Origin of the sequence: Streptomyces sp. NBC_00289 (genome assembly GCF_041435115.1) — a bacterium.
Lineage (GTDB): Bacteria > Actinomycetota > Actinomycetes > Streptomycetales > Streptomycetaceae > Streptomyces.
Window position 1 is genome coordinate 5,605,853 of the sequence record NZ_CP108046.1, and the last position, 20,487, is coordinate 5,626,339.

13 protein-coding genes and 1 pseudogene are annotated in these 20,487 nt (G+C 69.0%); 4 read left to right on the forward strand and 10 right to left on the reverse strand.

The window, feature by feature from the left end:
* Nucleotides 1-28: 28 nt before the first annotated feature.
* The 3 genes and pseudogenes from OG985_RS25500 to OG985_RS25510 all read right to left on the reverse strand — a co-directional run bounded on the left by OG985_RS25500 (nt 29) and on the right by OG985_RS25510 (nt 8,771).
* A complete protein-coding gene (locus tag OG985_RS25500; RefSeq protein ID WP_371670655.1) occupies nt 29-1,258 on the reverse strand; it encodes a helix-turn-helix domain-containing protein in 1,230 nt (409 codons plus the stop codon).
* Between the two features lie 231 nt (nt 1,259-1,489).
* A pseudogene (locus OG985_RS25505) lies at nt 1,490-2,113 on the reverse strand (RHS repeat-associated core domain-containing protein); the annotation flags it as partial.
* A 112-nt stretch (nt 2,114-2,225) separates the two neighbouring features.
* Nucleotides 2,226-8,771, reverse strand: coding sequence for an FG-GAP-like repeat-containing protein (locus OG985_RS25510; protein ID WP_371670656.1), 6,546 nt, complete (start codon nt 8,769-8,771; stop codon nt 2,226-2,228).
* 342 nt (nt 8,772-9,113) lie between these two features.
* Between OG985_RS25510 and OG985_RS25515 the strand changes: the two genes are divergently transcribed.
* On the forward strand, nt 9,114-10,382 hold the full coding sequence (locus OG985_RS25515) for an IS256 family transposase (RefSeq protein WP_331718661.1): 1,269 nt from the start codon (nt 9,114-9,116) through the stop codon (nt 10,380-10,382).
* Between the two features lie 133 nt (nt 10,383-10,515).
* Here OG985_RS25515 and OG985_RS25520 read toward each other — a convergent pair whose 3' ends face one another.
* The 3 genes from OG985_RS25520 to OG985_RS25530 form a co-directional block, all read right to left on the reverse strand.
* Entirely contained in the window at nt 10,516-11,265 is a 750-nt protein-coding gene (locus OG985_RS25520; RefSeq protein WP_331718606.1) for a transposase family protein, read from the reverse strand.
* A 319-nt stretch (nt 11,266-11,584) separates the two neighbouring features.
* The gene (locus OG985_RS25525; RefSeq protein ID WP_371670657.1) at nt 11,585-12,226 is read right to left on the reverse strand and encodes a transposase; all 642 of its coding nucleotides are present in this window, start codon (nt 12,224-12,226) and stop codon (nt 11,585-11,587) included.
* A gap of 501 nt (nt 12,227-12,727) precedes the next feature.
* Nucleotides 12,728-15,373, reverse strand: a complete 2,646-nt coding sequence (locus OG985_RS25530; protein WP_371670658.1) for a helicase-associated domain-containing protein — start codon at nt 15,371-15,373, stop codon at nt 12,728-12,730.
* Nucleotides 15,374-15,559: 186 nt separating this feature from the next.
* Between OG985_RS25530 and OG985_RS25535 the strand changes: the two genes are divergently transcribed.
* Together OG985_RS25535 and OG985_RS25540 are read left to right on the forward strand one after the other, a co-directional pair.
* Nucleotides 15,560-16,579, forward strand: coding sequence for a hypothetical protein (locus tag OG985_RS25535; RefSeq protein WP_371670659.1), 1,020 nt, complete (start codon nt 15,560-15,562; stop codon nt 16,577-16,579).
* A 297-nt stretch (nt 16,580-16,876) separates the two neighbouring features.
* A complete protein-coding gene (locus OG985_RS25540; protein ID WP_371670660.1) occupies nt 16,877-17,524 on the forward strand; it encodes an HAD family hydrolase in 648 nt (215 codons plus the stop codon).
* Here the strand turns inward: OG985_RS25540 and OG985_RS25545 are convergent.
* Complete coding sequence (locus tag OG985_RS25545) at nt 17,503-17,751, reverse strand: hypothetical protein (protein WP_371670661.1); 249 nt, start codon at nt 17,749-17,751, stop codon at nt 17,503-17,505. The two genes, OG985_RS25540 and OG985_RS25545, sit on opposite strands and share 22 nt — an antisense overlap.
* A gap of 163 nt (nt 17,752-17,914) precedes the next feature.
* On the opposite strand from OG985_RS25545, the gene OG985_RS25550 reads away from it, so the two are divergent.
* A complete protein-coding gene (locus tag OG985_RS25550; protein ID WP_371670662.1) occupies nt 17,915-18,298 on the forward strand; it encodes a cold-shock protein in 384 nt (127 codons plus the stop codon).
* A 21-nt stretch (nt 18,299-18,319) separates the two neighbouring features.
* Here OG985_RS25550 and OG985_RS25555 read toward each other — a convergent pair whose 3' ends face one another.
* Genes OG985_RS25555 through OG985_RS25565 form a run of 3 tightly spaced genes read right to left on the reverse strand, consistent with a single transcriptional unit; the run spans nt 18,320 to nt 20,433 of the window.
* On the reverse strand, nt 18,320-19,195 hold the full coding sequence (locus tag OG985_RS25555) for a 1,4-dihydroxy-6-naphthoate synthase (RefSeq protein WP_371670663.1): 876 nt from the start codon (nt 19,193-19,195) through the stop codon (nt 18,320-18,322).
* The gene (locus OG985_RS25560) at nt 19,167-19,895 is read right to left on the reverse strand and encodes a futalosine hydrolase (RefSeq protein ID WP_371670664.1); all 729 of its coding nucleotides are present in this window, start codon (nt 19,893-19,895) and stop codon (nt 19,167-19,169) included. The genes OG985_RS25555 and OG985_RS25560 overlap by 29 nt, the downstream gene beginning before the upstream one ends.
* A gap of 25 nt (nt 19,896-19,920) precedes the next feature.
* Nucleotides 19,921-20,433: a hypothetical protein gene (locus OG985_RS25565; RefSeq protein WP_371670665.1), complete on the reverse strand. Its 513-nt coding sequence runs from the start codon at nt 20,431-20,433 to the stop codon at nt 19,921-19,923.
* Nucleotides 20,434-20,487: the final 54 nt, after the last annotated feature.

Here is a 20,487-nt window from a genome sequence, read left to right on the forward strand (position 1 = left end):
GCCCAATATGAACCGCAGGAATATGACCCTACCCGTCGAGGTGGAAGCGGTCTGACATGCGACGCAGCTTCTCACGAGTGCTCGCCCGCTCGGCGTACACGATGCTGCGCAGGGTTGACCGGGCGATGGGATGGTTCCGGACGAGCTGAGGGGCGATGACCTCCGCCTTCTCCAGTTCCTTCAGCGCCTTGTCGCGGTTCCCATCCCATAGCCACGCGCGGGCAAGGTCCATGTGGTGGTGCCCCTGCCGGGAGTTGGGAAGAGAGGCGATCAGCTCCTTGCTCGTGCGCCGGTTTATCGACAGCGCCTCACGCTGTTCATGCATCTCCAGTGCGACGCTGATCGCGTGGATCTGCACGTTGCCAGCCGAGAACGTCAGACTGTGGCGGTCGTAGATCGGAGGGCCGGCGACCTCAGCCATCCGCTTGGCCGCGTTCCGCGCATGCTTGATCCGATCCTTCGCTTCGGCCTTGCGACCACCCCGCGCCGCCGAGACTGCCGCGCGCAGTTGCAGTGACCCCCATGCCCGCACGGCCAACGGCTCACCACGGTCGTACTCCCGCTGCACGCTGCGAATCGCCTTGTCAGACAGGGCAACAGAGTCGTCCCAATCCGCGGTGGCCCACATGTCCCACACGCGCATCCAGTCGGCGACGGCAGGCATCACCGGGTCGCCCGACAGCCGCGCGGACCATGCGGCTCGTTCGCACGCCATGGCCACCAGCTCCGGTTGTCCAAGTGCGTGCGCGGCAGTGTGAGCGAACTTGCAGCACACCGCGTAGATGGCGTACGCCTCTTCCTGCTCGTGGCCCGTGGCGACTTCGGCCAGAGCGCGCGCCTCACGGAACAGGTCGGGGAGCACCTGCACGATCGCCACGTTCGCCGCAGCGTCGCGGAGGCGGTGCAGGCGGGTGGTTTCCTGCCACAGCTGACCGGCTGGGCGGGGGGTTCCGTCGAAGACGGGAGTGAGGTCGTAACGGCGCAGCTCACGCATAATCGCGGCGGCAGAGACCTGCCACTGATTCTCGGCGGGGGTGCTGTTGTACGGACGCCCGATCAGGTCGTTCGGGTGTATGTGCAGCTCCGAAGCAAGCACGTTGAGCAGGCCGACGCGGTCGAGTTCGATGTGCCCGCGTTCCATCTTGGACACCCAGCCCTGTGTCTTACCCAGGGCGGCAGCGAGGTCGGCTTGCGTCATACCGAGGCGGAGCCGTGCGCGACGTGCGCGACGGCCGATCTCTTCGGCTTCTTCCAGCATCAGCGCGCCCCCCTGTCGGTGAGGCGCTGGTGTTCCAGCGGGCGGCGGGACATCGGTGCTCCGTCCGTAGAGGCTTCTCCTCACGAAGGTACCTAGAGTGCGTGCCGGGTGTGGAGTGCTATCGGTCGGGAACCGCCCACCTGTGACGAAGACGTCAGGGCATCGCTGCGTCCACGAGCAGGTGGAGGAAGCCGCCAGGGGATGCGCTGCTGACGATCTCTCGGCGGCCGGTCATCCCGCGTACTCCGTGAGGGGAAGTAGTCGGGCTCTTTCTTCTCCATAATCGGCCTGCGAAATGTGGCACCGTCGGAGCCAGGGCTCGGTGGCGCATTCTCCGCTGCAGAGGCCGGCGGCGGCTGTGGTGTTGTCGAGGATGTCGCCTGATCCGGCTTGGGTGCTTCCGTTCTTGTCGGATTTGGCGGCTTGGGCTGCTGCTCTGTCGGCTGCTTCGATGGCGGCTTTTTCGGCGGCGTCGGCGAGGTCGGTTGCGTTTTTATCGGCGTGTTCGGCTGCTTCGCGGTTGAGTGCGCCGCGTTCGTGTTCTCCGAGGCCTGCGCTGCCGCCTGTCTGGTAGGCCTCGCCGGCCTGGCCAAATTCGTTGAAGTTCGCCTGCTGGCCTTGGTTCCAGTCGTGACAGCCCCATCGGTCACCGCCGGGGCAGTTGATGTCGCGGGCGGTGAGTCCAGTGGGGTCGGTGTTGTTGAGGGGGTCGTTGTGGACGTAGGTGTAGGGGTTGAGGGTTTGGCTGGTGGTGGTGTCGAGGACGGGGTCGGGGGTGAGGAAGGTGTGGGTGTTGGGGTCGTAGTTGCGGCCCTTCATGTTGATGAGGCCGGTGTTGGGGGTGTTTTCGTGGCCGGTGAAGGTGCGGGTGAGGTCGCCGGTGGTGCCGGGTTACAGTACCCACCACCAGTCCCGGAAAAGCGAAAAGGTCCGCCAACAACGTCGACGGACCTCACGCAAGATCGACTTAGGGCAAAAGCTTTTTAGTTGCCTCTATTGAGTGTACGAGCTCGTCATGGTACTCCCAATATTTTGAATAGACCGAGAATCCCATCTCTGCGGCGAACTCGCGCAGGTCCCGACCTGCTGGAGCTTGGACCCGCTCTAGTTCGGATTCCATGGCGGAGATCGTTTGACGTATGGCCTGGCCGCGGTCAATTGCGGCACGGATTTCCGCAGCGGCAGGTCCACCGTTATCTGTGACTATCTTTTGAAGTCCTTGCCCACCGTTTGTTACGACTTCTACTACCTTGGTGACGGTTGTTGTGCATTGTTGGTTGTCGGCGCAGAGTTTTCCGGTTCCGCCGGCTCCGGTGACGATGGTGGGTGCTGCGGCGGGGATGAGGGCGTCGGCTACTGCAGCAACAGCTGTCGCTCCCCCGACCACAACTAGCACTCCAATCCATTGAATAATGTAGGAGTCTCTGGTAGTGATCCAGACTTCATTAAGTCCGTTGGGTCCTTCGTATTTCTGGTAGGCGGCTGGGGTTCCGTCGGCGGTGCGGAGGTCGGTGGCGCAGTCTTCGCTGCAGAGTCCGGCGGCGGCTGTGGTGTTGTTGAGGATGTCGCCTGATCCGGCTTGGGTGCTTCCCTTGGCGTCGGCTTTGGCGGTTTTGGCTGCTGCTCTGTCGGCGGCTTCGATGGCGGCTTTGTCGGCTGCGTTGGCCTGGTTCCAGAGTGCTTCGGCGTTGGAGCCGCTGTTTTCTCCGGTGACGGGGGTGCAGCCGCAGTCGTTGCCGATGTAGCCCTTGCCGCCGTAGACGCCGGGTGCGCCGCCGGATTGTGCGTCGGCGATGCTGCTGGATCCGCTGCCGGGTTGTTCGCATTCACCGGGGTGGGTGAAGGCGCAGGTGACTTTGCCGGTGGGGTCGGTGTTGTTGAGGGGGTCGTTGTGGACGTAGGTGTAGGGGTTGAGGGTTTGGCTGGTGGTGGTGTCCAGGACGGGGTCGGGGGTGAGGAAGGTGTGGGTGTTGGGGTCGTAGTTGCGGCCCTTCATGTTGATGAGGCCGGTGTTGGGGGTGTTTTCGTGGCCGGTGAAGGTGCGGGTGAGGTCGCCGGTGGTGCCGGTGAAGGGGGTGCCGTTCTTTGTGACGAGGCGGCCGAAGGGTTCGTAGTAGAGGGTCTGGAGGGGGTTGCCTGCGGTGTCCAGGGTGGTGGCGGTGGAGCCGAGGCGGTCGGTGAGGTTGTACTGGACGTCGGTCTTGACGCCGTCGAAGACGGCCTGGCCGATGCTGCCGTCGGGGCCGGCGAGGTGGAAGACGTCCTTGTCGCTGCTGCCTTTGTGGAAGCGGTGCTCGAACAGGTCTCCGATGTAGAGGGTGTTGCCGGCGGGGGTGGCTTCCATGATCTTGTTGTTGAAGGCGTCGTAGCGGTAGGTGGTGGTCGCGCCCCGGGTGGTGACGGTGCGGGGCAGGTCGAAGGCGGTGTAGGTGACCTGGCGGGTGACGGTGCCGGCGGCGTTTTTCACGGTGGTCTGCCGGCCGCGGTTGTCGTAGCCGTAGGTTTCCTTGGCTCCGCCCATGCTGGTGGCATCGTGACCGGTGACGGTATGCGGCTGCGGCTGCGTGGTGCCGGTGGGGTAGGTGAGGGTGTCCGCGCTGCCGTCGGGCTGGCTGATCTTGGTCAGGCCGCCCAGGGCGTCGTAGCTGTAGTCGATGCTCTGTGAGCCTGCGTCATGGCCGAGGTTCCAGCCGGTGAGCTGGCCCACGGTGTTGTAGTCGTAGGTTTCCGAGCGCAGTGGGGTGGTGGCGTCGTCGCGGGTCTGCTTGATGACCCGGCCGGCCGCGTCGTAGTCGTAGTCCAGGCCCATCACCTTGGTGCCCGCGCCGGTGGTGGCGGTGACGGTGTCCAGGCGTCCGCCGGCGCTTTGGTAGGTGTTCTTGAGGGTGACGCCGTTGCCGAGCTGGGCGGTGTCGGTCTGCAGGTCGGGGGTGCGCTTGCTGACCGTCCACAGGGTTTTCGGGTCCTGGCCGGGGGTGATGTCGGTGACGGTGTTGGGGTAGCCGGCTGCGTTGTAGCCGTAGCGCAGGGTGAGCGGCTCGCGTCCGGTGACCTTGGGGTAGGTCAGCGTGTCGGCGGTGCCGTCTGCGTTGTAGGTCTGTGAGGTGGTGTAGGAGCGGCTGGTGGTCTGGTCGGTGTATGTGGTGCCGGCGGGCCGGCCGTAGGAGTCGTAGGTGAAGTCGGTGCGGATTTTATCGATCTGTTCGGGGCTGGTGGCGTAGTCCAGCTGGCCGATGCCGTGGGGGGCGCTGTCGTAGACGAACGCGGAGATGCCGTCTTCGGTGGTGCGGGAGGTCATCCGGCCCAGGTCGTCGTAGCCGAAGACGCTCTGGTGCTGGGCGTCGCCACGGGTCTCCCGCTCGATGAGGCCGTTACCGAAGTAGGCGGTGTCGGTGACTCCGCGGTCCGGTTCGCTGAGCCTGGTGCGGCGCCCGCGGACGTCGTACTGCATGGTGGTGACGTTGCCCTTGGCGTCGGTGATCGACTTCAGCAGGTCGAACGGGGCGTAGGTGTAGGCGGTGTTGAGGCCCTCGGCGCTGCCGTCGGGCTTGGTGCGATAGTCGGTGTGGACTTTCAGCCGGCCGTCGGCGTCGTAGATGTCGAGCCGGGTGGCGCCGGTGGGGTCGGTGACCGTCGTGGAGGCGAAGGCGGGTTCGAACACGGTGGATTTGCCGTCGGGCCCGGTCGACTTCACCATCCGGTCCAGGCTGTCGTATTCGAAGTAGCTGGTTGCCTTCCCTCCGGTCGGCGAGGGAGCGGACGTGGCCACGGTGCGGCCCAGCGTGTCGTAGGTGACGGCGGTGGCCAGTTTCCCGCCGACGTTGTCGAAGTCCTTGCCGAAGGAGGCGACCGGCCGTCCCAGGACATCGGTGGAGGCGGTGCTGGTCTTGGGTCCGGTGGTGGTGGTGACGCTCACGCCGTTGATGCCGCCGGCCAAGTCGCCGCGGCCGGCGTAGGTGATGTCGGTGGGCGCAGTGCCGTCGGTCTCGGCGTGGACCTGTCGGCCCAGATCATCGATTTTCGCTGTGGTGGTACGGCCGTTGACGTCCTCGCTGCCCAGCGTGATGCCGAACGCGGGATGGGTGACCATCCACGTCGCCGGCCGGTAGGCGGCCACCTTGTAGTCGACCCACACCAGAGAGGGGTAGATCTCCTCGTCCGGCTGACCGGGAAACACCGGCTCGTAGGCGGTGTATACGGTGCGGTCCGGGCGCCCCGGCGTCTTGGACGTCACCGACGTCACCACGCCCCGCGCGTTGTAGGCAGTGATCGTCGACTCGCGCACCCTGTCGGCATCATCGTCCGTGTTGTTTTTCTCCACGTCCGTTCTGGTCAGCAGTCCACGCTCGTCGTGGAGGTAGGAGACGTTGCGTTCCCGCGTGGCGCCGTCGGCCGCGAAGCTCACCGTCTTGGACGAGAGAGCCTCACCGACCCGCCACTCCTCGATCAGCTCGGCCGCGGTGTCGAACTTCGTCGTCGTGATGAGCGCGGTGCCGCCATCGGTGGCCCGCGACAGCGAGGTCGGGTTGCCGAACTCGTCGAACACCGCAGCACTGTCGGTGCGCCGAAGCGCCGTGGCCGGCTCACTGACACCGGTGATCGCTGCGCCCGCCGCCTGGCCGTCCCAGTCGATAGCGACTTGCTGCGCGCCGGACTGTTCCCATTCCTTGGTGGTCGAGCCCGTGTCGAAGACAGCCATCACCTTGCCGCCGTGCTGCGGCCGGGCCTCATAGGCGGAAGACGTGCGTGTCACCCGCGCGCGGGCCGTGGCCGGCTTCGCGGCAGCCTGCTCGGCGGTAAGGATCGCCACCACCGTGGTGACCAGCGAAGGCCGCCCGACCTCCGGGTAGAAAGCGCCGTTGCTGACGCTCTTGCGGTGCGCGAACACCATCTCCGTCTGGGAGGCACGCCGCTTGTCGAAGACCCGGAACGTGCCGAACCCCAGGGAGCCGTTGCCCCGCAGGTCAGTGACCGGATCGGCGTAGGTGTACTGCCACACGCGGGCCGCGCCGGCAGAAGCGGTGTTGACCTGTCCAGCCCGCGACACCCGCTGGCGCACCACCGGGAAGCCCTTCTTCGGACACGTCAGCGGATACGTGCACGTGGCCGTCTCGGGCGTGCTGGACCAGGTGTTGGAGTAGGTGATGCTCTCCCGCTGCCAGGCCACTCCCTCGTCGTGCACCGACACCAACTTGTCGACCTGGCGTTCGTTTTGCTGCAGGATCCGCATCCGCCCCGAATCGATCTTCACCACGTCGGTGCGGCCGTCACCGTTGACATCCGCCAGCTGCGAAGTGGCCCGCCCGGCACTCTCGTCCTTAGTGCCGCCGCCCAGATCAATGTCGGAGGAGGTGAACGTGCCGTCACCGTCCGAAACCGCAAGATGCGTCGCTACGGCGTCGAAGGAGACGATGTCATCCCGGCCGTCGCCGTTGACGTCAGCGACCCGCAAATCCATCGAATCGTCATGCCCGATCGACACACTGTGCGGATCGGCAAGGCCCCGGCCAGTGTTGAACAGCAGGATGCCGTGCAGATCGTAAATGTGCTTGGCCGGGTCCGTCTTGGGCGGCAGCAGCAGCACATCCTCCAGACCGTCCGCGTTGAAGTCCCCCGGAAACGTCTCGAAACCAGACTGCTGGGGTGCCGCCCGGCTGTAGAGGCGGCCGGACTTGACCACCGACTGCGCACTCACCGTGGCCACGCCCGCATCACTGACACTCAGCGACGACACCGACGCCAGACACGTGCCGTCCGCCGACACGTTCGCCGACAGCTGCTCGGCCCGGCCGTCACCGTCCAGATCCGACACTCCCAGATCACAACGGGCCTTCATACTGCTGGCCGTAGCCGGCTTGAACGTGCCCGGCCCGTCCGCGATCCGCACCGACACCGTCGGCACCTTGTCCGATGCCGCCCCATCGGGGCTGAGCATGTCCAAACGGCCGTCACCGTTCACATCCGCCAGGTTACCCACCGCGTTCTCCGGCAGGTCGAACGGCGTCATCATGTCCTCAACGAACCGGGCGGCCTTCTTGTCCCACTTCAGCAGATGCGACGTCCACTTCTTCGTCACCCCCGAAAAGACCGGCAGCAAAATCTCCGCCGCCCCGTCGACGTTCGCGTCCACCGCGCGCGCCCGCCCCAGATCGGTCAGCTCCCCCGGCCAGCCCAGCGCCGGGGTCAGATCCCTCTGCGCATCCGGCGAGACACCGAACTTCACCCGGTCCGGCTTCCCCGGCCCCCGCGAATACAGAAGATCACTTCTGCCGTCCCCGTCCAGGTCCAGCACCCGCATCCGCGGATTACCAGCCGCCGTGTCCAGTGTCACCGAACCCCCGTCGACCACCGTGAACGACGGCGCCGCCGGCTGACTGGACCAGCCGAACTCCTTCTTCTTCACACACCCGCCCGCGCTGCCGCACTTCTGCAGCGAGGCCAGCAGACTCTGCCTGCTCGACGACACCGTGTAGGCGAGGTGGTACTGCCACGCCAGCTTCGTGTCATCCGGCATCGGCGCCAGCATACGAATCGTCTTCAACCGCTTCGTATGCGCAAACCGCACCCCCGCCGTATACGAGAACCTGGCCCCCGCAGCATCGTCCTCGTAATCGAACTCCACCCGCCGCTTCGCCGCCACCCCCCCGTTGCTCGTATACTCGATCTTGGAGATGAGGATTTCGTTGCGGGCCCTGCCGTCCTTGTCGTACTCGTAGGAGACCGTGTTCCCCGACGCATCCGTCTCATGGTCCAGCAGCCACGTCACCCGCACCGGCACCGCGAGATCCGTATCCATCAAAGGATTGTTGGCCGTGTCGAAACCGACCCCTGTCCTCGACCGGGTCGCCGTGTGCGGCAAAAACGTCTGCGTCACCCCCTTCTTGTCCGTCACCTCGAACCGGTCCGGACCCGTAATCCCCGGCGTCGTCCCCCCGAACGCCACAATCCTGCGGAAGCTGTTGCTCCGCGTCCGGTACTCCGAGCCGTCCCCCCCATACTTGTCCGTGCCGCCCTGCACCGCCCCGACAAGAATCAGACGCTCACCATTCAGACAAAACCGGTCGTTGGGATCGAAGTGCACACCCCCGTGCGTGCCGTCCACCGCCACCGACTGTGCGCACCGGGCAATCGCCGACCCCGCACCCGACAACGACCACCCCACCCCCACCGAAGACCGACCGGCCCCCGACGCATACTGCAGCGACAGCCGCGGACTCATGGCCGCCCGCCCCGCCGGCACATCCAACGGCACCGACGTCGTAAACACACCCGACGGCAACACCTCCCCCGACGACGGCAAATACCCCGCGTCTGCTCCCTTACCTACCGCCGCGGACACAGACAACGCCTTCGGAATCACCGGCACACCCGACACCGGATCAGCCGCCGACGCCACCGGCGCCTGCCCCACCACCCCAGCCACCAACGCCGCCACCACAACCGGCGACAACGCAGCCAACCAACCAGGTCTCAGCAGACCCCCCGACCGCAACACACCACGACCAGCCACCATCGCCTCACAACCAGAGAAGACAAGGCCGAAACCCAGGGCATCAGCCACCTCCCCCCAAACAACCCCCACCCCCACCACCCCGCCAGAGCAAACCCCACTCACACCACACCAGTAGGCGGGAGTGTCATGACTTTAGGTGGACCGTAAGAAGAACGGCTCTGTCTCACATTCGACGGTAACGCCGAGTAGCGTCATATTGCACGGGAGTGTCATGAATCAGGTGTGGATCTCCCCGAAGGAGTGAGCCTGATGAGTACGACGACTGGTCACCTGATCGAGACCGTGGAGGGCGTGTCGCTTGCCGAGGTCGGCGGTGGCGTCGAGGGTGCCGACGTGAAGTCGATGCCGGTGTCGCAGAATGGTCTGTCCAGTGAGCTGCTGGAGGAGCTGGCCGCGCTCGCGGCCGAGAAGGTCCGCGGAGAGGGACTGCGGCTGATGGGCGAGGGCGGCCTGCTGCCCGAGCTCGCTCAGCACCTGATGCAGTCCGCGCTGGAAGCAGAGATGGACCAGCACCTGGCCGACGGGGTCGGCCGCGTCGGCGGGCGCGGGTCGCGCTCGGGCGGCAACACCCGCAACGGCTACCGGAGCAAGAAGGTGATGACGGAGGTCGGCGCCGTCACGGTGCAGATCCCGCGAGACCGTCTGGGCACCTTCCAGCCCCGGCTGCTGCCCAAGTACGCCCGCCGCACTGGTGCGTTGGACGACCTGGTGATCTCGCTGACCGCAAAGGGCCTGACCTCCGGCGAGATCGTCTCCCATCTCGCCCAGACGTACGGGATGACGACAACGAAGGAGACCATCTCCACGATCACCGACAAGGCCCTGGAATCGATGGCGGAATGGCGCACCCGCCCGCTCGACGCGGTCTACCCGGTCGTCTTCATCGATGCCGTGCACGTCAAGATCCGAGACGGTCATGTCGCCAACCGGCCCATCTACGTGGCCATCGCGGTCACCGCCGACGGCTACCGCGAGATCCTCGGCCTGTGGGCCGGCGACGGCGGCGAGGGCGCCAAGTACTGGCAGACGGTGCTCACCGAGATCAAGAACAGAGGCGTCCGTGATGTGCTGATGCTGGTCTGCGACGGGCTCAGCGCCCTGCCCGACGCGGTGAACGCCGTCTGGCCCCGGACTGTGGTGCAGACTTGCGTGGTTCATCTCCTGCGCGCGAGTCTGCGGTATGCCTCACGCCGCGACTGGGCCGACGTCGCACGCGACCTCAAGCCCGTCTACACCGCTGTCAACGAGGACGAGGCCCGGGCACGGCTGACCGACTTCGACGACAAGTGGGGCAAGCGCTATCCGTCGATCGCCGGGACCTGGGAGCGGGCCTGGAGCGAATTCGTGCCCTTCCTCGGTCTGCCCGACGCGATCCGGCAGGTCGTCTACACCACGAACGCGATCGAGTCCCTCAACGCCCGCTACCGGCGCGCGGCCCAGGCCTGCGGACACTTCCCCAACGAGACCGCCGCCTTGAAACGCCTCTACCTCGCCACCCTCGCACTCGACCCCACCGGCCGCGGCCGCCAGCGCTGGAACAACCGCTGGAAAAGCGCTTTGAACGAGTTCGACGTTCTCTTCGACGGCCGCCTTACCGCCGGACGAGTGTAGGCCGACCAGCCCACCGAAAAACCTGTAGGCCAAACAGACGAACCACACCTGAATCCTGATAGACCCTATTGCACAGAGTGATATCTGCTGGTCGGCTCTCAAATTGCGCTGCTGGAGCCTCCCGGAGCCTTTTTCACGTGTAGATCATGAGGGTGAGGATCGCGGCAGCTACTGACGTGAGTCTGTTCGGACTGACGCGGGCATGCCGGAAGATCCGCCACTGCTTGATCCGGGAGATGGTTCGCTCGACGGGAGCACGCAGTGCGGCGTGGACCTTGTTCGACGTCTTGTGCTTGTCGGGCAGTTCAGTTCCGGGCCGTCGTTTGATCGGGGTGATCACAGTGCCGCCGGCCCCGACGTACCCTTTGTCCGCGAGGATCTCGAGGTCCAGTCGCGCGCAGGTGTCGACGATGGCGTGCTCGCGGGCGGCCGTCACATCGTGGGTGCCGCCCGGAAGGGCGGGTGACATCCACAGCAGTTTGCCCTCTTCTGCCGCAATGACCTGCAGATTCACGCCCTCGCGGCGGACCTTGCCGGAGAAGTGCCCCGGCGCCTGGACCCGGTCGGTCTCCGCGACGGTGCCATCCAGCAGCACGTAGCCGTCCGTGTGATGACTGGTGAGCGCCTCGGTCAACGACGGAGCGTGCTCCGCAAGTTGCCCGATCGTGTGGTTCACGTAGCGCCAGGCGGTGGCCGTGCTGATGCCGAAGCCTGCGGCGATCTGTTCGAGGGTGTCGTGCTTGCGCAGGTAGACCAGGGTGCACCGGGCCCGGTCGTACGGACGCAGTCTGCAGCGCCGGCCGGCTTCACAGGACGCGATCACCATCGTGACCAGCTCCAGGAGCTCCGGATCGACATCGCATCCGGCAGGATAGGAGAACACGGGGCATCTCCGCAGGTGAAGGTTATGTCTGGCGACTCTCCAAACCAACGGGATGCCCCGTTCGGCACGCCACCGTCAACACTTCACCGACGCTCACCCGCAGGCCGTACAAGTGAAAAAGGCTCCCGGATGCAGCTTTCAGGGAGGTATCCCCAAGTCCATAGCGTCTCCAAGCTGCGGCGGAAGCCGTTGGAGACGGACTTCGGCAGCATGACGCTCCCGCAAAGAGTCCATACAAGGGAGTGGTGAAAGTTGGCCGACTGATCCGGCCTGGTACTACAGCCGGTGTTGTCACCGTGAGTGTTCTCGTTGGCGGTACTCAGGTTGAACTGACAGTGTCTGGCGGGCTGATCTTGGTGAGCTCCATGGTCAGTCCGGTCTCGGCGAGGCAGCCGTCGATCAGTTCGGGGCGGTATTGGATCTTCTTGAGCTTGCGCTTGACGATGCGGGTGAGGCTGTTGAGGTCGGCTGCGACGAAGTTGGCGATCGACCGCTTGAGCAGGGACCAGACGCCTTCGGTGGGGTTGAGCTCGGGAGCGTAGCTGGGTAACTGGTACACCCTCAGCCACGTCTTGTTCTCCTTGTTCGGCACGGTGGAGCGCCGGATCAGCAGGGTCCGCTTCAATCCGGCGGGGGCGTCGGCCAGATCGACGACGGCGAAGTCGTAGGGGTGCGGCCCCTTGGCCCCGTCCGCGCACCGCACGAGCGGCGCTCCATCAGCGTCTGGCTGGGGAACCCTCGCCCACAGTTGCCGCGCCTCTTGGGTACGGCCGTCGGACAGCGGCAGCACCTCGTTCTTCGGGACCGCCATCACGTAGCGGACCTGGTGGTCTTCCAGCCAGGCACGCAGGGACCGCGAGCCGCCGTAGAGCTCGTCGGCCAGGAAGTAGGTGAAGGGCACCCCGGCTGCGAGGGCACGCTCGACCAGGGTTGGAGTTGACGGCGACAGCAGCCAAATCATGGCTGTCCCTCACCACGGTTAGCGCTCAGCATGGGAGAAGGCCAACCACCTGTCCAACACGGTGCCCGATCCTACGGGTCAGGAGGTTGCAGGCTCGGACGCTGCCAACCGCGCGGCGCTTCTGAAGCCGGCGGTGCCCTGGAAGGCGTACGCGGTCCGGTCCCACCGCTGTCCTTTGCCTTAGACCGATGGCCGGACTCCCGGCTCGCAGGCAGGCCGCGCAGCGTGGTGACGGCTTGTCAGTGATCACCGTTACCCATCCAAGGCAGACCTCCCGTCCGCTCTGTGACGACGTCGATGGTCTCCCTAAGCGGGCCTGCGCAACCACACTGACCAGGTAGACCACTCCACAGCTCGGACCTATCCCTTAGTATGTGCATCACGCCTGATCGTATGGACGATGAGTGGACCATTCACGCGCGGCTGCCTTTCTGCACGGAGCTGCATGAACCGGCGTGCCTACGCACGGCCAAACGTCCAGTGTGCCCTACCGGCCGACGATCACAGCTGGTCGTCGGCCAGCTCCGCGACCCCCGTGACGCGGTGCAGCGGGTACGTCCGCACCTCGTCCGCGGTGTGGTCGTACGCCGTGACGAAGCCGCCCTCGACCCGGACCGGGGCGATGACGCGCTGGCTGGCGGCGCCCTCGGCGTTGACGTAGCCGATCCACAGGGACTCGCCGGTGAGGACGGCGGCCTGCATGGTGGCGAGGGTCTCGGCGGAGCTGGTGCGGGGGAGCTCCCCGCCCGTCACCGGGGCGGCGGTGGGTCTGCGGGGGGTGGTCGCGGCGAGGTCGCCCGCCCGGACGGCGCGGATCGCGGCGGACAGCAGCGTCGCGTCGGGCACCCGCGGGCCCTCCGGTACCGGCTCCGGGGCCGTGCGCGGCGGGGTCCGGTGGGCGTGCGCGCGGGCGATCAGCACATCGCCCTCGGCGGACTCCGCGGCCGGCGCGAAGCCCATCGCGCGCAGTCCCTCGAGCAGCGTGGCCGGGTCGGCCTGGGCGGCGAGGACCGTGGGGGCGAGCCGGCGCAGGCCCAGGCCGGCGGCACGCTTGTCGGCGAGGATCTCGCTGAGCTGCGCGTCGTCGTCGCAGCGCACGTACGCCGAGGCCGCGCCGACGCGCAGGTGCCCGTGCCTGCGGGCGACGTCGTCGATCAGATAGGCGAGCGGCTGCGGGACCGGCGTACGGGAGTGGGCGTTGAGGAAGGCGTGCAGGTCGGAGGCGGACCGGCCGGCGTCCAGGGCCCGGCGTACCGAGCCGGGCGTGAACCGGTAGACCGTGGCCCCGCCCTTCGACTCGACGTCGGCGAGGACGTCCAGCACGTCGGCCAGCGGACGCCGCAGCGGGCCCGGCGCCACCGCCGTCAGGTCCGCCTGGAGCAGGACGTGGTCCAGGGGCTCCGGCAGCAGCGGGGCGAGCAGCCGGGCGGCGGCCGCGGAGGCGGTCACCTGCTCGACGGCGGACAGCGGCTCCAGGGCGGCCGGCGCGGCGTGCAGCCCGGTCCCGACGGGGTGCGCGGGCGGCTGGTCGCCGGACGCGGCGGACGTCGGCGACCTGTCTCCGGAGACGTGGTGCACGGGCAGCTTGTCGCCCGGTCCCGTCGGCTCGGCGCCCCTTCCCCTCGGCTCCCCGGACCGCCCCTCCGGCACCTCCGCCGGGGACTTCGGCGAGGGCGCCCCGAGCAGGGCCCGGCCGTGCGCCGACAGCGCGCCCCGGCCGGTGACACCCAGCAGCTCCGCCTCGGACAGCGTCCACCGCGCGAGCCGGACACGCAGGTCCTCGCCCTGCTGCGGGCCGCGCAGCGGGCGCTCCCAGCGCAGCCGGGCGAGGACCGACTCGGCGGACGGGGAGACCCCTTCCGCCAGCCCGGCAAGCAGGGTCAGCACCCGGTGTCGTACCTCCGGGGCCGCCGAACGGTCCAGACCCGGGCCGAGCGCCGACAGCGTGCGCTCCTTCATGTCGCGGCCGCCGACCACCCCGGACGTCCGGGTCGCCGTCAGCCACACCTCGGCCAGCCGCGCCCAGCGCCGCGCCGGCGGCTGCTCCAGCCACTCGTCGTACGCGGGGGTCGCCGCGTACCGCTCGTCCGCCTCCCCGTCCGAGGCCAACAGTCCCGCCGCGTAGGCGAGTTCGACCCAGAAGGCGGCGACGGGCTCGGAAACGTCGAGGGCGACGGCCGTGCGCTTGAGGTCGCGGACGCTCAGCCCACCGGCCCGCAGCACCGCCGGACCGCCCTCGTCCCAGTCCTTGAGCAGCTCCTCGACGGTCGCCAGCGCCGTGTAGGCCTGCCCGGCCGCCGCCGCGTCCACAACCTGTGGACGGTGCGTGGCGGCGGCCTCGACCACGGGCGGGACCGGCTCGGCGGCGCGGTGCGCGCGACCGCCGCGCAGATGCAGCGCCACCTCCCGCGGCAGTACGACCGTGCCGGGCGCCGTCGGCAGCAGCAGCCCGCGGTCCAGGAGCCGCCGCAGATGGGCCGCGGGTTCCGCGGTGACCTGCCCGTACGGCGGGCCCCACACCAGCCGGGACAGCACCTCCCGGGACTCCTCCGGCATCTCCGCCAGCAGCGCCGCCATCCGGGCCCGGTCCCGGAACAGACCGGCGAGCGCCCCCACGGCCGAGACCGAGTCGTGGGTCGACGCCAGCCCCGCCGCGGCGACGATCTCCTGGATACGGCCGGGAGACATGCCCGCGGTGGCCTCCGCGACCGTGGGACCCAGCCCCGTCGGAGACGGGTGCTGCGGCGAGGGGGCGAGCAGTTCCCGCGCGGTGCGCACGAGCCGCAGCCGCTCGTCGTCACCCCACACCAGAGCCTGCTCGCGCAGCGTCGCCAGCGCCCGCGGCAGCGCGACGCCGACGGCCGGGTCGCCCTCGTCCCCGGCCATCAGCCCGAGCAGCTCCGCGTACGGCGCCGGGTCCGCGGCGACGGCCAGGGCCTCCGCCGTCTGCAGCGCGAAACGGTCCAGCCGCTCCAAAGCCCGGACGACGGAGGCACGGGTGCCGGCGCGGGTCGCGAGCTGCGTGAGATCCGTGGGGACGGGCGTGATGAGGTCGGGGCGGGCGCGCAAGAGGACGGCCAGGGCCGCGTCGTCCCGTGCGCGGAGCGCTTCCGCGAGGGAGCGGGGCGGGGATGCCGGGTTGCTCATCCGCCCCACGGTAGCGGGTCACCCCCCGCGGCCGGCCCGAGCGTGCGGGCCCGTGCGGGCGCCGCGTCCCGGACCCGCACGGGCCCGAACCGCCCCGCCACCCGGCGGCGGACGGGCTCGGAGATGCTGACCTGCGCTACCTTCGTCCAACGGGGTATCCAACGCACCGGCCCCGGAGGGGACTTCGTGGGTATCGAGAGCGACCAGGTCGTCTACGAGTATCTGAGCCGCGTCGGAGACGTGGCGCAGCAGCGGCAGCTGCCGTCCGGCACCCGCATGCGGCTCGTCTCGGAACTGCGCAACGAGATCGACCGGCGTCGCGCCAAGACACCCGTCGACAGTCCCGCGGCCGTCCGCCGCATCCTCGACCGGATCGGCAGCCCCGACGAGGTCGTCGCGGCCGCGGGCGGCACCGGCGGCGCGCCGCAGACCCCGGCCGCCGCCGTGCCCGTACAGCGCGACCGCGAACCGGAGGAGACCGAGCGGCCCAAGGGCCTGCGCCGGATGGTCCCGCGGCCCCGCCCCTCCACGCCGCCGGCCCCGGCGGCCTCCGACGCGCCCTCCCCGCCGCATCTCGCGAGCGCGCACGAACTCGGCGACGGCACGCGGCAGCCGGACTGGTGGCGGGTGGACAGCAGCCCGTTCGGGCTCGGGGACAGCGTGCCGGGGTTCGTCGGCGGGGTGGAGATCCCGGAACTCCTCAAGCCGCCGCCGGCCAGGGACACGGAGGAGACGGCCGCGAAGGAGGCGGTGCCGGTCGTCGAGCAGGCGGCGGAGCCCGTCGTGGAGGCCCCGGCCACCCGGCGCCGCCGCCTGCTGCCCCTACGCGCCCGCCGCGCCCGGACGTCCGCCGCCCCCGCCACCCGCGCCGGCTGGAACAACCCCCTGCTCCTGCTCGCCGCCGGCCTCCTCGTCGCGGGCGCCGTGCTCGGCAACCTCCTGGTCCTGCTGGTCGGCTGGCTGATCGCCTACGCCTCACGACGGCTGACCCAGACCGAGACCAAGTGGGCCGTCGTCTTCCTGCCCGGCCTGGCGGCGGCGGCCGGCCTGGTCTGGCTCTGGGGCAGAACCGAGGGCCGCTGGGGCGACCCGGTCGCCCAGGGCCACATGAACGACGCGGTCTCCCAGACCTGGCCCTGGGTGATCCGCGGCGCGGCAGTGACATCAGCCCTGTTCCTGACCTGGCGCTCACAGCGCCGCGGCTGAGCCCTCGGATACCCGAGGACACGACCCCTGGGCGCCCAGGCGCCCGAGACCCGGGCACCTCTCCGCCGGCGCCCCCTCGAACAGCGGCCCCGCAGGTCCGTCACGCCGCCCCAGGCTCCCGCCCATGGCGGCCCCGCCGACCGTGCCGTGTGGCCCCGTGCGCTGTGCCCCGTGCCCCGGGGCACAGGGGCTCAAGGCACCGGCGCCCGCCCCCGGCGCCCCGCCCATCGCGGCTCGCCGACCGTGACCCGGGGCTGGGGGCCCGGGGACACGTGTACGTCGCATCGAGTCGGCACAATGGCTCGCATGACCTCTTCCGTGCTGACCGTCGGCTTCGATCTCGATATGACTCTCATTGATTCCCGGCCCGGCATCCGTGCCTGTTATCTGGCGCTCGCCGAGCGGACCGGGACGTACATCGACGCCGATCTGGCGGTCACGCGGCTCGGGCCGCCGCTCGCGGAGGAGCTGGTCAACTGGTTTCCGGGGGAGGAGGTCGCGGCCATGGCCGACCTCTACCGTTCGATGTACCCGGCGATCGCCATCACGCCCACGACGGCGATGCGGGGCGCCCGCGAGGCGATCGAGGCCGTACGGGCGGCCGGCGGGCGGGCGGTGGTCGTCACCGCCAAGCACCAGCCGAACGCCGAGCTCCACCTGGAGTACCTGGGCATCGAGCCCGACGCGGTCGTCGGCGACCTGTGGGCGGAGCAGAAGGCGGTGGCGCTGCGCGAGCACGGGGCGGGTGTGTACGTCGGCGACCACGTCGGGGACGTACGCGGCGCCCGCACGGCCGGCGCCCTCGCGGTCACCGTGGCCACCGGCCCGTGCAGCCCCGAGGAACTGCGCACGGCGGGCGCGGACGTCGTCCTCGGCGACCTCGCGGAGTTCCCGGACTGGCTGTCGGTCTTCGCGGGCCTGCCCTACCCTCCGGCCCGCGCCTGACGGCGTCCCGCCGCGACCGACTTCAGTACTCCCGCACCGGCCAGCAGGAAGCCCACGCCCATCAGCATGCTCAGTCCGAACATGTATGTGGGGAAAGGCGTCGTATCGAGCAACAGCGGGGCCACGGTGACCAGTGTGGCCACCGCGCCGACGAAGAACACGACAACTCCGGCGCGGATCAGTCGGTCACCGGGTCCGGAGGAATTCGTTTGGGTTTTGTCACGCACCCGACCAGGGTAGTTCCCTGCCCGAAGGAACAGCCGGGCGACGTCTTGTCACCGGCCTGAAGACCATTAGCCTTGGTACCGGCGGGTCCGGGAGGCCCGCCGCAGCGCTATCAAGAGCCGTTCAAGAAGCAGTTTTCCGACGAGTACGAGGACGAGGACAGACGTGCCTACCGGCAAGGTCAAGTGGTTCAACAGCGAGAAGGGCTTCGGCTTTCTCTCCCGCGACGACGGCGGTGACGTCTTCGTCCATTCCTCGGTCCTCCCCGCCGGAGTCGAGATGCTCAAGCCGGGCCAGCGGGTGGAGTTCGGAGTGGTCGCCGGTCAGCGCGGTGACCAGGCGCTTTCGGTCATCATTCTCGACCCGACCCCGTCCGTCGCGGCCGCGACCCGCAGAAAGCCCGACGAACTCGCGTCCATTGTCCAGGATTTGACGACCCTCCTGGAGAACATCACGCCGATGCTCGAGAAGGGCCGTTACCCCGACAAGGCCTCCGGAGCGAAGATCGCGGGTCTGCTCCGCGCGGTCGCCGACCAACTGGACGTGTAGGGCCGGCCCCGCCGTACGGGCTCAGGGGAAGGCAAGCGCGTCCGGGCCGAGGGGCGGTACCAGTCCCTCGGCCGCCGCGCGGGTGAGCAGCCCCCGTACCGCCGCGTAGCCGTCCTCGCCGAGGGCGGCGGTGAATTCGTTGACGTACAGCCCGATGTGCTGGTCGGCGACGGCCGGGTCCATCTCCTGGGCGTGCTCCATGACGTAGGGGCGGGAGACCGCGGGGTCGTCCCAGGCCGCCTCCACGGACGTACGGATCGACTCGGCGAGCAGCGTCAGGGTCTCGGCGCCCAGGGACCGGCGGGCGATGATCGCGCCCAGCGGGATGGGGAGCCCGGTCGTGTTCTCCCAGTGCTCGCCCATGTCGGCGAGCTTGTGCAGCCCGTAGTTCTGGTACGTGAAGCGTGCCTCGTGGATGACGAGTCCCGCGTCGACCTTGCCGTCCCGTACGGCGGGCATGATCTCGTGGAACGGCATGACCACGATCTCGCCGACCCCTTCCGGCACCGTGTCCGCCGCCCACAGCCGGAACAGCAGATAGGCCGTCGACCTCTCGCTCGGCACGGCGACGGTCCGGCCGGTGAGGTCGGTGCCCGCCTCCCGGGTCAGCACGAGCGGCCCGCAGCCCCGGCCCAGCGCGCCGCCGCAGGGCAGCAGCGCGTACTCGTCGAGGACGTACGGCAGCACGGCGTACGACACCTTCAGCACGTCGAACTCGCCGCGCTCGGCCATGCCGTTGGTGATGTCGATGTCCGCGAAGGTCACGTCGAACGCGGGCGCGCCCGCGACGCGGCCGTGGGCCAGGGCCTCGAAGACGAAGGTGTCGTTCGGGCAGGGGGAGTACGCCATCCGCAGGTTCCGCGGACGCTCAGTGGCGGCGGTCGTGTGAGGGGTCATGTGGGTTCCAACTCTCGAGTGCGGGCGCGAGCTTCCCGAAGGCGTCCGTCAGGGCCGTGAGGGCGTCGCCGATGCGCCAGGCGGCGCGGTCACGCGGGCCGACCGGGTTGGAGACGGCGCGGATCTCCAGCACCGGCACACCGTGTGCGGCGGCGGCCTCGGCGACACCGAAGCCCTCCATGGCCTCGGCGAGGGCGCGCGGGTGCCGGGCCAGGAGCGCGTCGGCGCGGGCGGCCGTACCGGTGACGGTGGACACCGTGAGGACGGTGCCGGCGCGCGCTCCGGTAGCCGCCGCGACACCTCGTACGAGTGTTTCGGGTGGACGGTGGGTGACGGTCCCGAAGCCGAGTTCGGTCACCGGCAGGAAGCCGTCGGCCGTCTCGGCGCCCAGGTCGGCCGCGGTGATCTCGTCGGCGACCACGAGCGACCCGAGAGGCGCGCCGGGCGCGAAGCCGCCGCCGATGCCGGCGGAGACGGCCAGGTCGTAGGGGGCGCCGTCCAGTGCCGCGGCGGTGAGGGCGGCGGAGACGGAGGCGGCGGCGAGGGCGGGGCCGACACCGGCGGCCACCAGGTCGGGGCCGCCGTCCGGCAGCCGGTGCAGGGTCACCCCCGGCAGCCGGACCTCACGCCCCGGGCCGTGAAACGCGCGAGCCACCGCGTCCCGCTCGACGGGGACCGCGGTGGCTACGAGGATGCGCATGGAGTGATCGGGGCCCGTCCGTGGATCAGGCTTCCGCGTTCACGAGCTTGAAGTTCCACACGCCCTTGAACACCGTGCCGGCCTTGTTCTGCTCGACGACGCTGATGTACAGCTGCTTCGGCGCGGCCTGGCCCTGCTGGTCGGCGAAGAGGTCGACACCGTCGAAGGAGTAGTACGACTTCTTGTACGGGTTGGTGACCTGCTGGCCGTTGATCCACAGGGCCCAGCCGGTGTCCTTGACCGTCTGGTCGACGCCGATGCGCAGGGTCTCGCTCTGCGGCACCTCGATCGAGTGCGACGACTTCTTCAGGGCGCACTTCGTGGCCTCCGCCTTGCCGAGGTTCGCACCGTCGTCGTAGCAGGCGGCCTCGGCGCTCACGGAGTTCTTGCCGACCGTCACGGTGGCGCGCGGCGTCGGCTTGTCGCAGGCCGACAGGACGAGCAGTCCGGCGGCAACGGCGCCGGCGGCGGCGACGACGCGGCGGCGTCGCACAGCCCGGTGTACATCAGCGGCTTCGCCGCGGGGCAGCGTGGTCATGGGCGAAGGCTATCGGGCACGTCCGGCCGTCCCCCTACGCGGGGTGCGGCGAGC

Bases quoted from the DNA above. Each gene is read 5' to 3' on its own strand.
- OG985_RS25500 (WP_371670655.1), bottom strand. From the start codon at position 1,258: ATGCTGGAAGAAGCCGAAGAGATCGGCCGTCGCGCACGTCGCGCACGG.
- OG985_RS25510 (WP_371670656.1), bottom strand. From the start codon at position 8,771: ATGGTGGCTGGTCGTGGTGTGTTGCGGTCGGGGGGTCTGCTGAGACCT.
- OG985_RS25515 (WP_331718661.1), top strand. From the start codon at position 9,114: ATGCCGGTGTCGCAGAATGGTCTGTCCAGTGAGCTGCTGGAGGAGCTG.
- OG985_RS25525 (WP_371670657.1), bottom strand. From the start codon at position 12,226: ATGATTTGGCTGCTGTCGCCGTCAACTCCAACCCTGGTCGAGCGTGCC.
- OG985_RS25530 (WP_371670658.1), bottom strand. From the start codon at position 15,373: ATGAGCAACCCGGCATCCCCGCCCCGCTCCCTCGCGGAAGCGCTCCGC.
- OG985_RS25540 (WP_371670660.1), top strand. From the start codon at position 16,877: ATGGCTCGCATGACCTCTTCCGTGCTGACCGTCGGCTTCGATCTCGAT.
- OG985_RS25555 (WP_371670663.1), bottom strand. From the start codon at position 19,195: ATGACCCCTCACACGACCGCCGCCACTGAGCGTCCGCGGAACCTGCGG.
- OG985_RS25560 (WP_371670664.1), bottom strand. From the start codon at position 19,895: ATGCGCATCCTCGTAGCCACCGCGGTCCCCGTCGAGCGGGACGCGGTG.
- OG985_RS25565 (WP_371670665.1), bottom strand. From the start codon at position 20,433: ATGACCACGCTGCCCCGCGGCGAAGCCGCTGATGTACACCGGGCTGTG.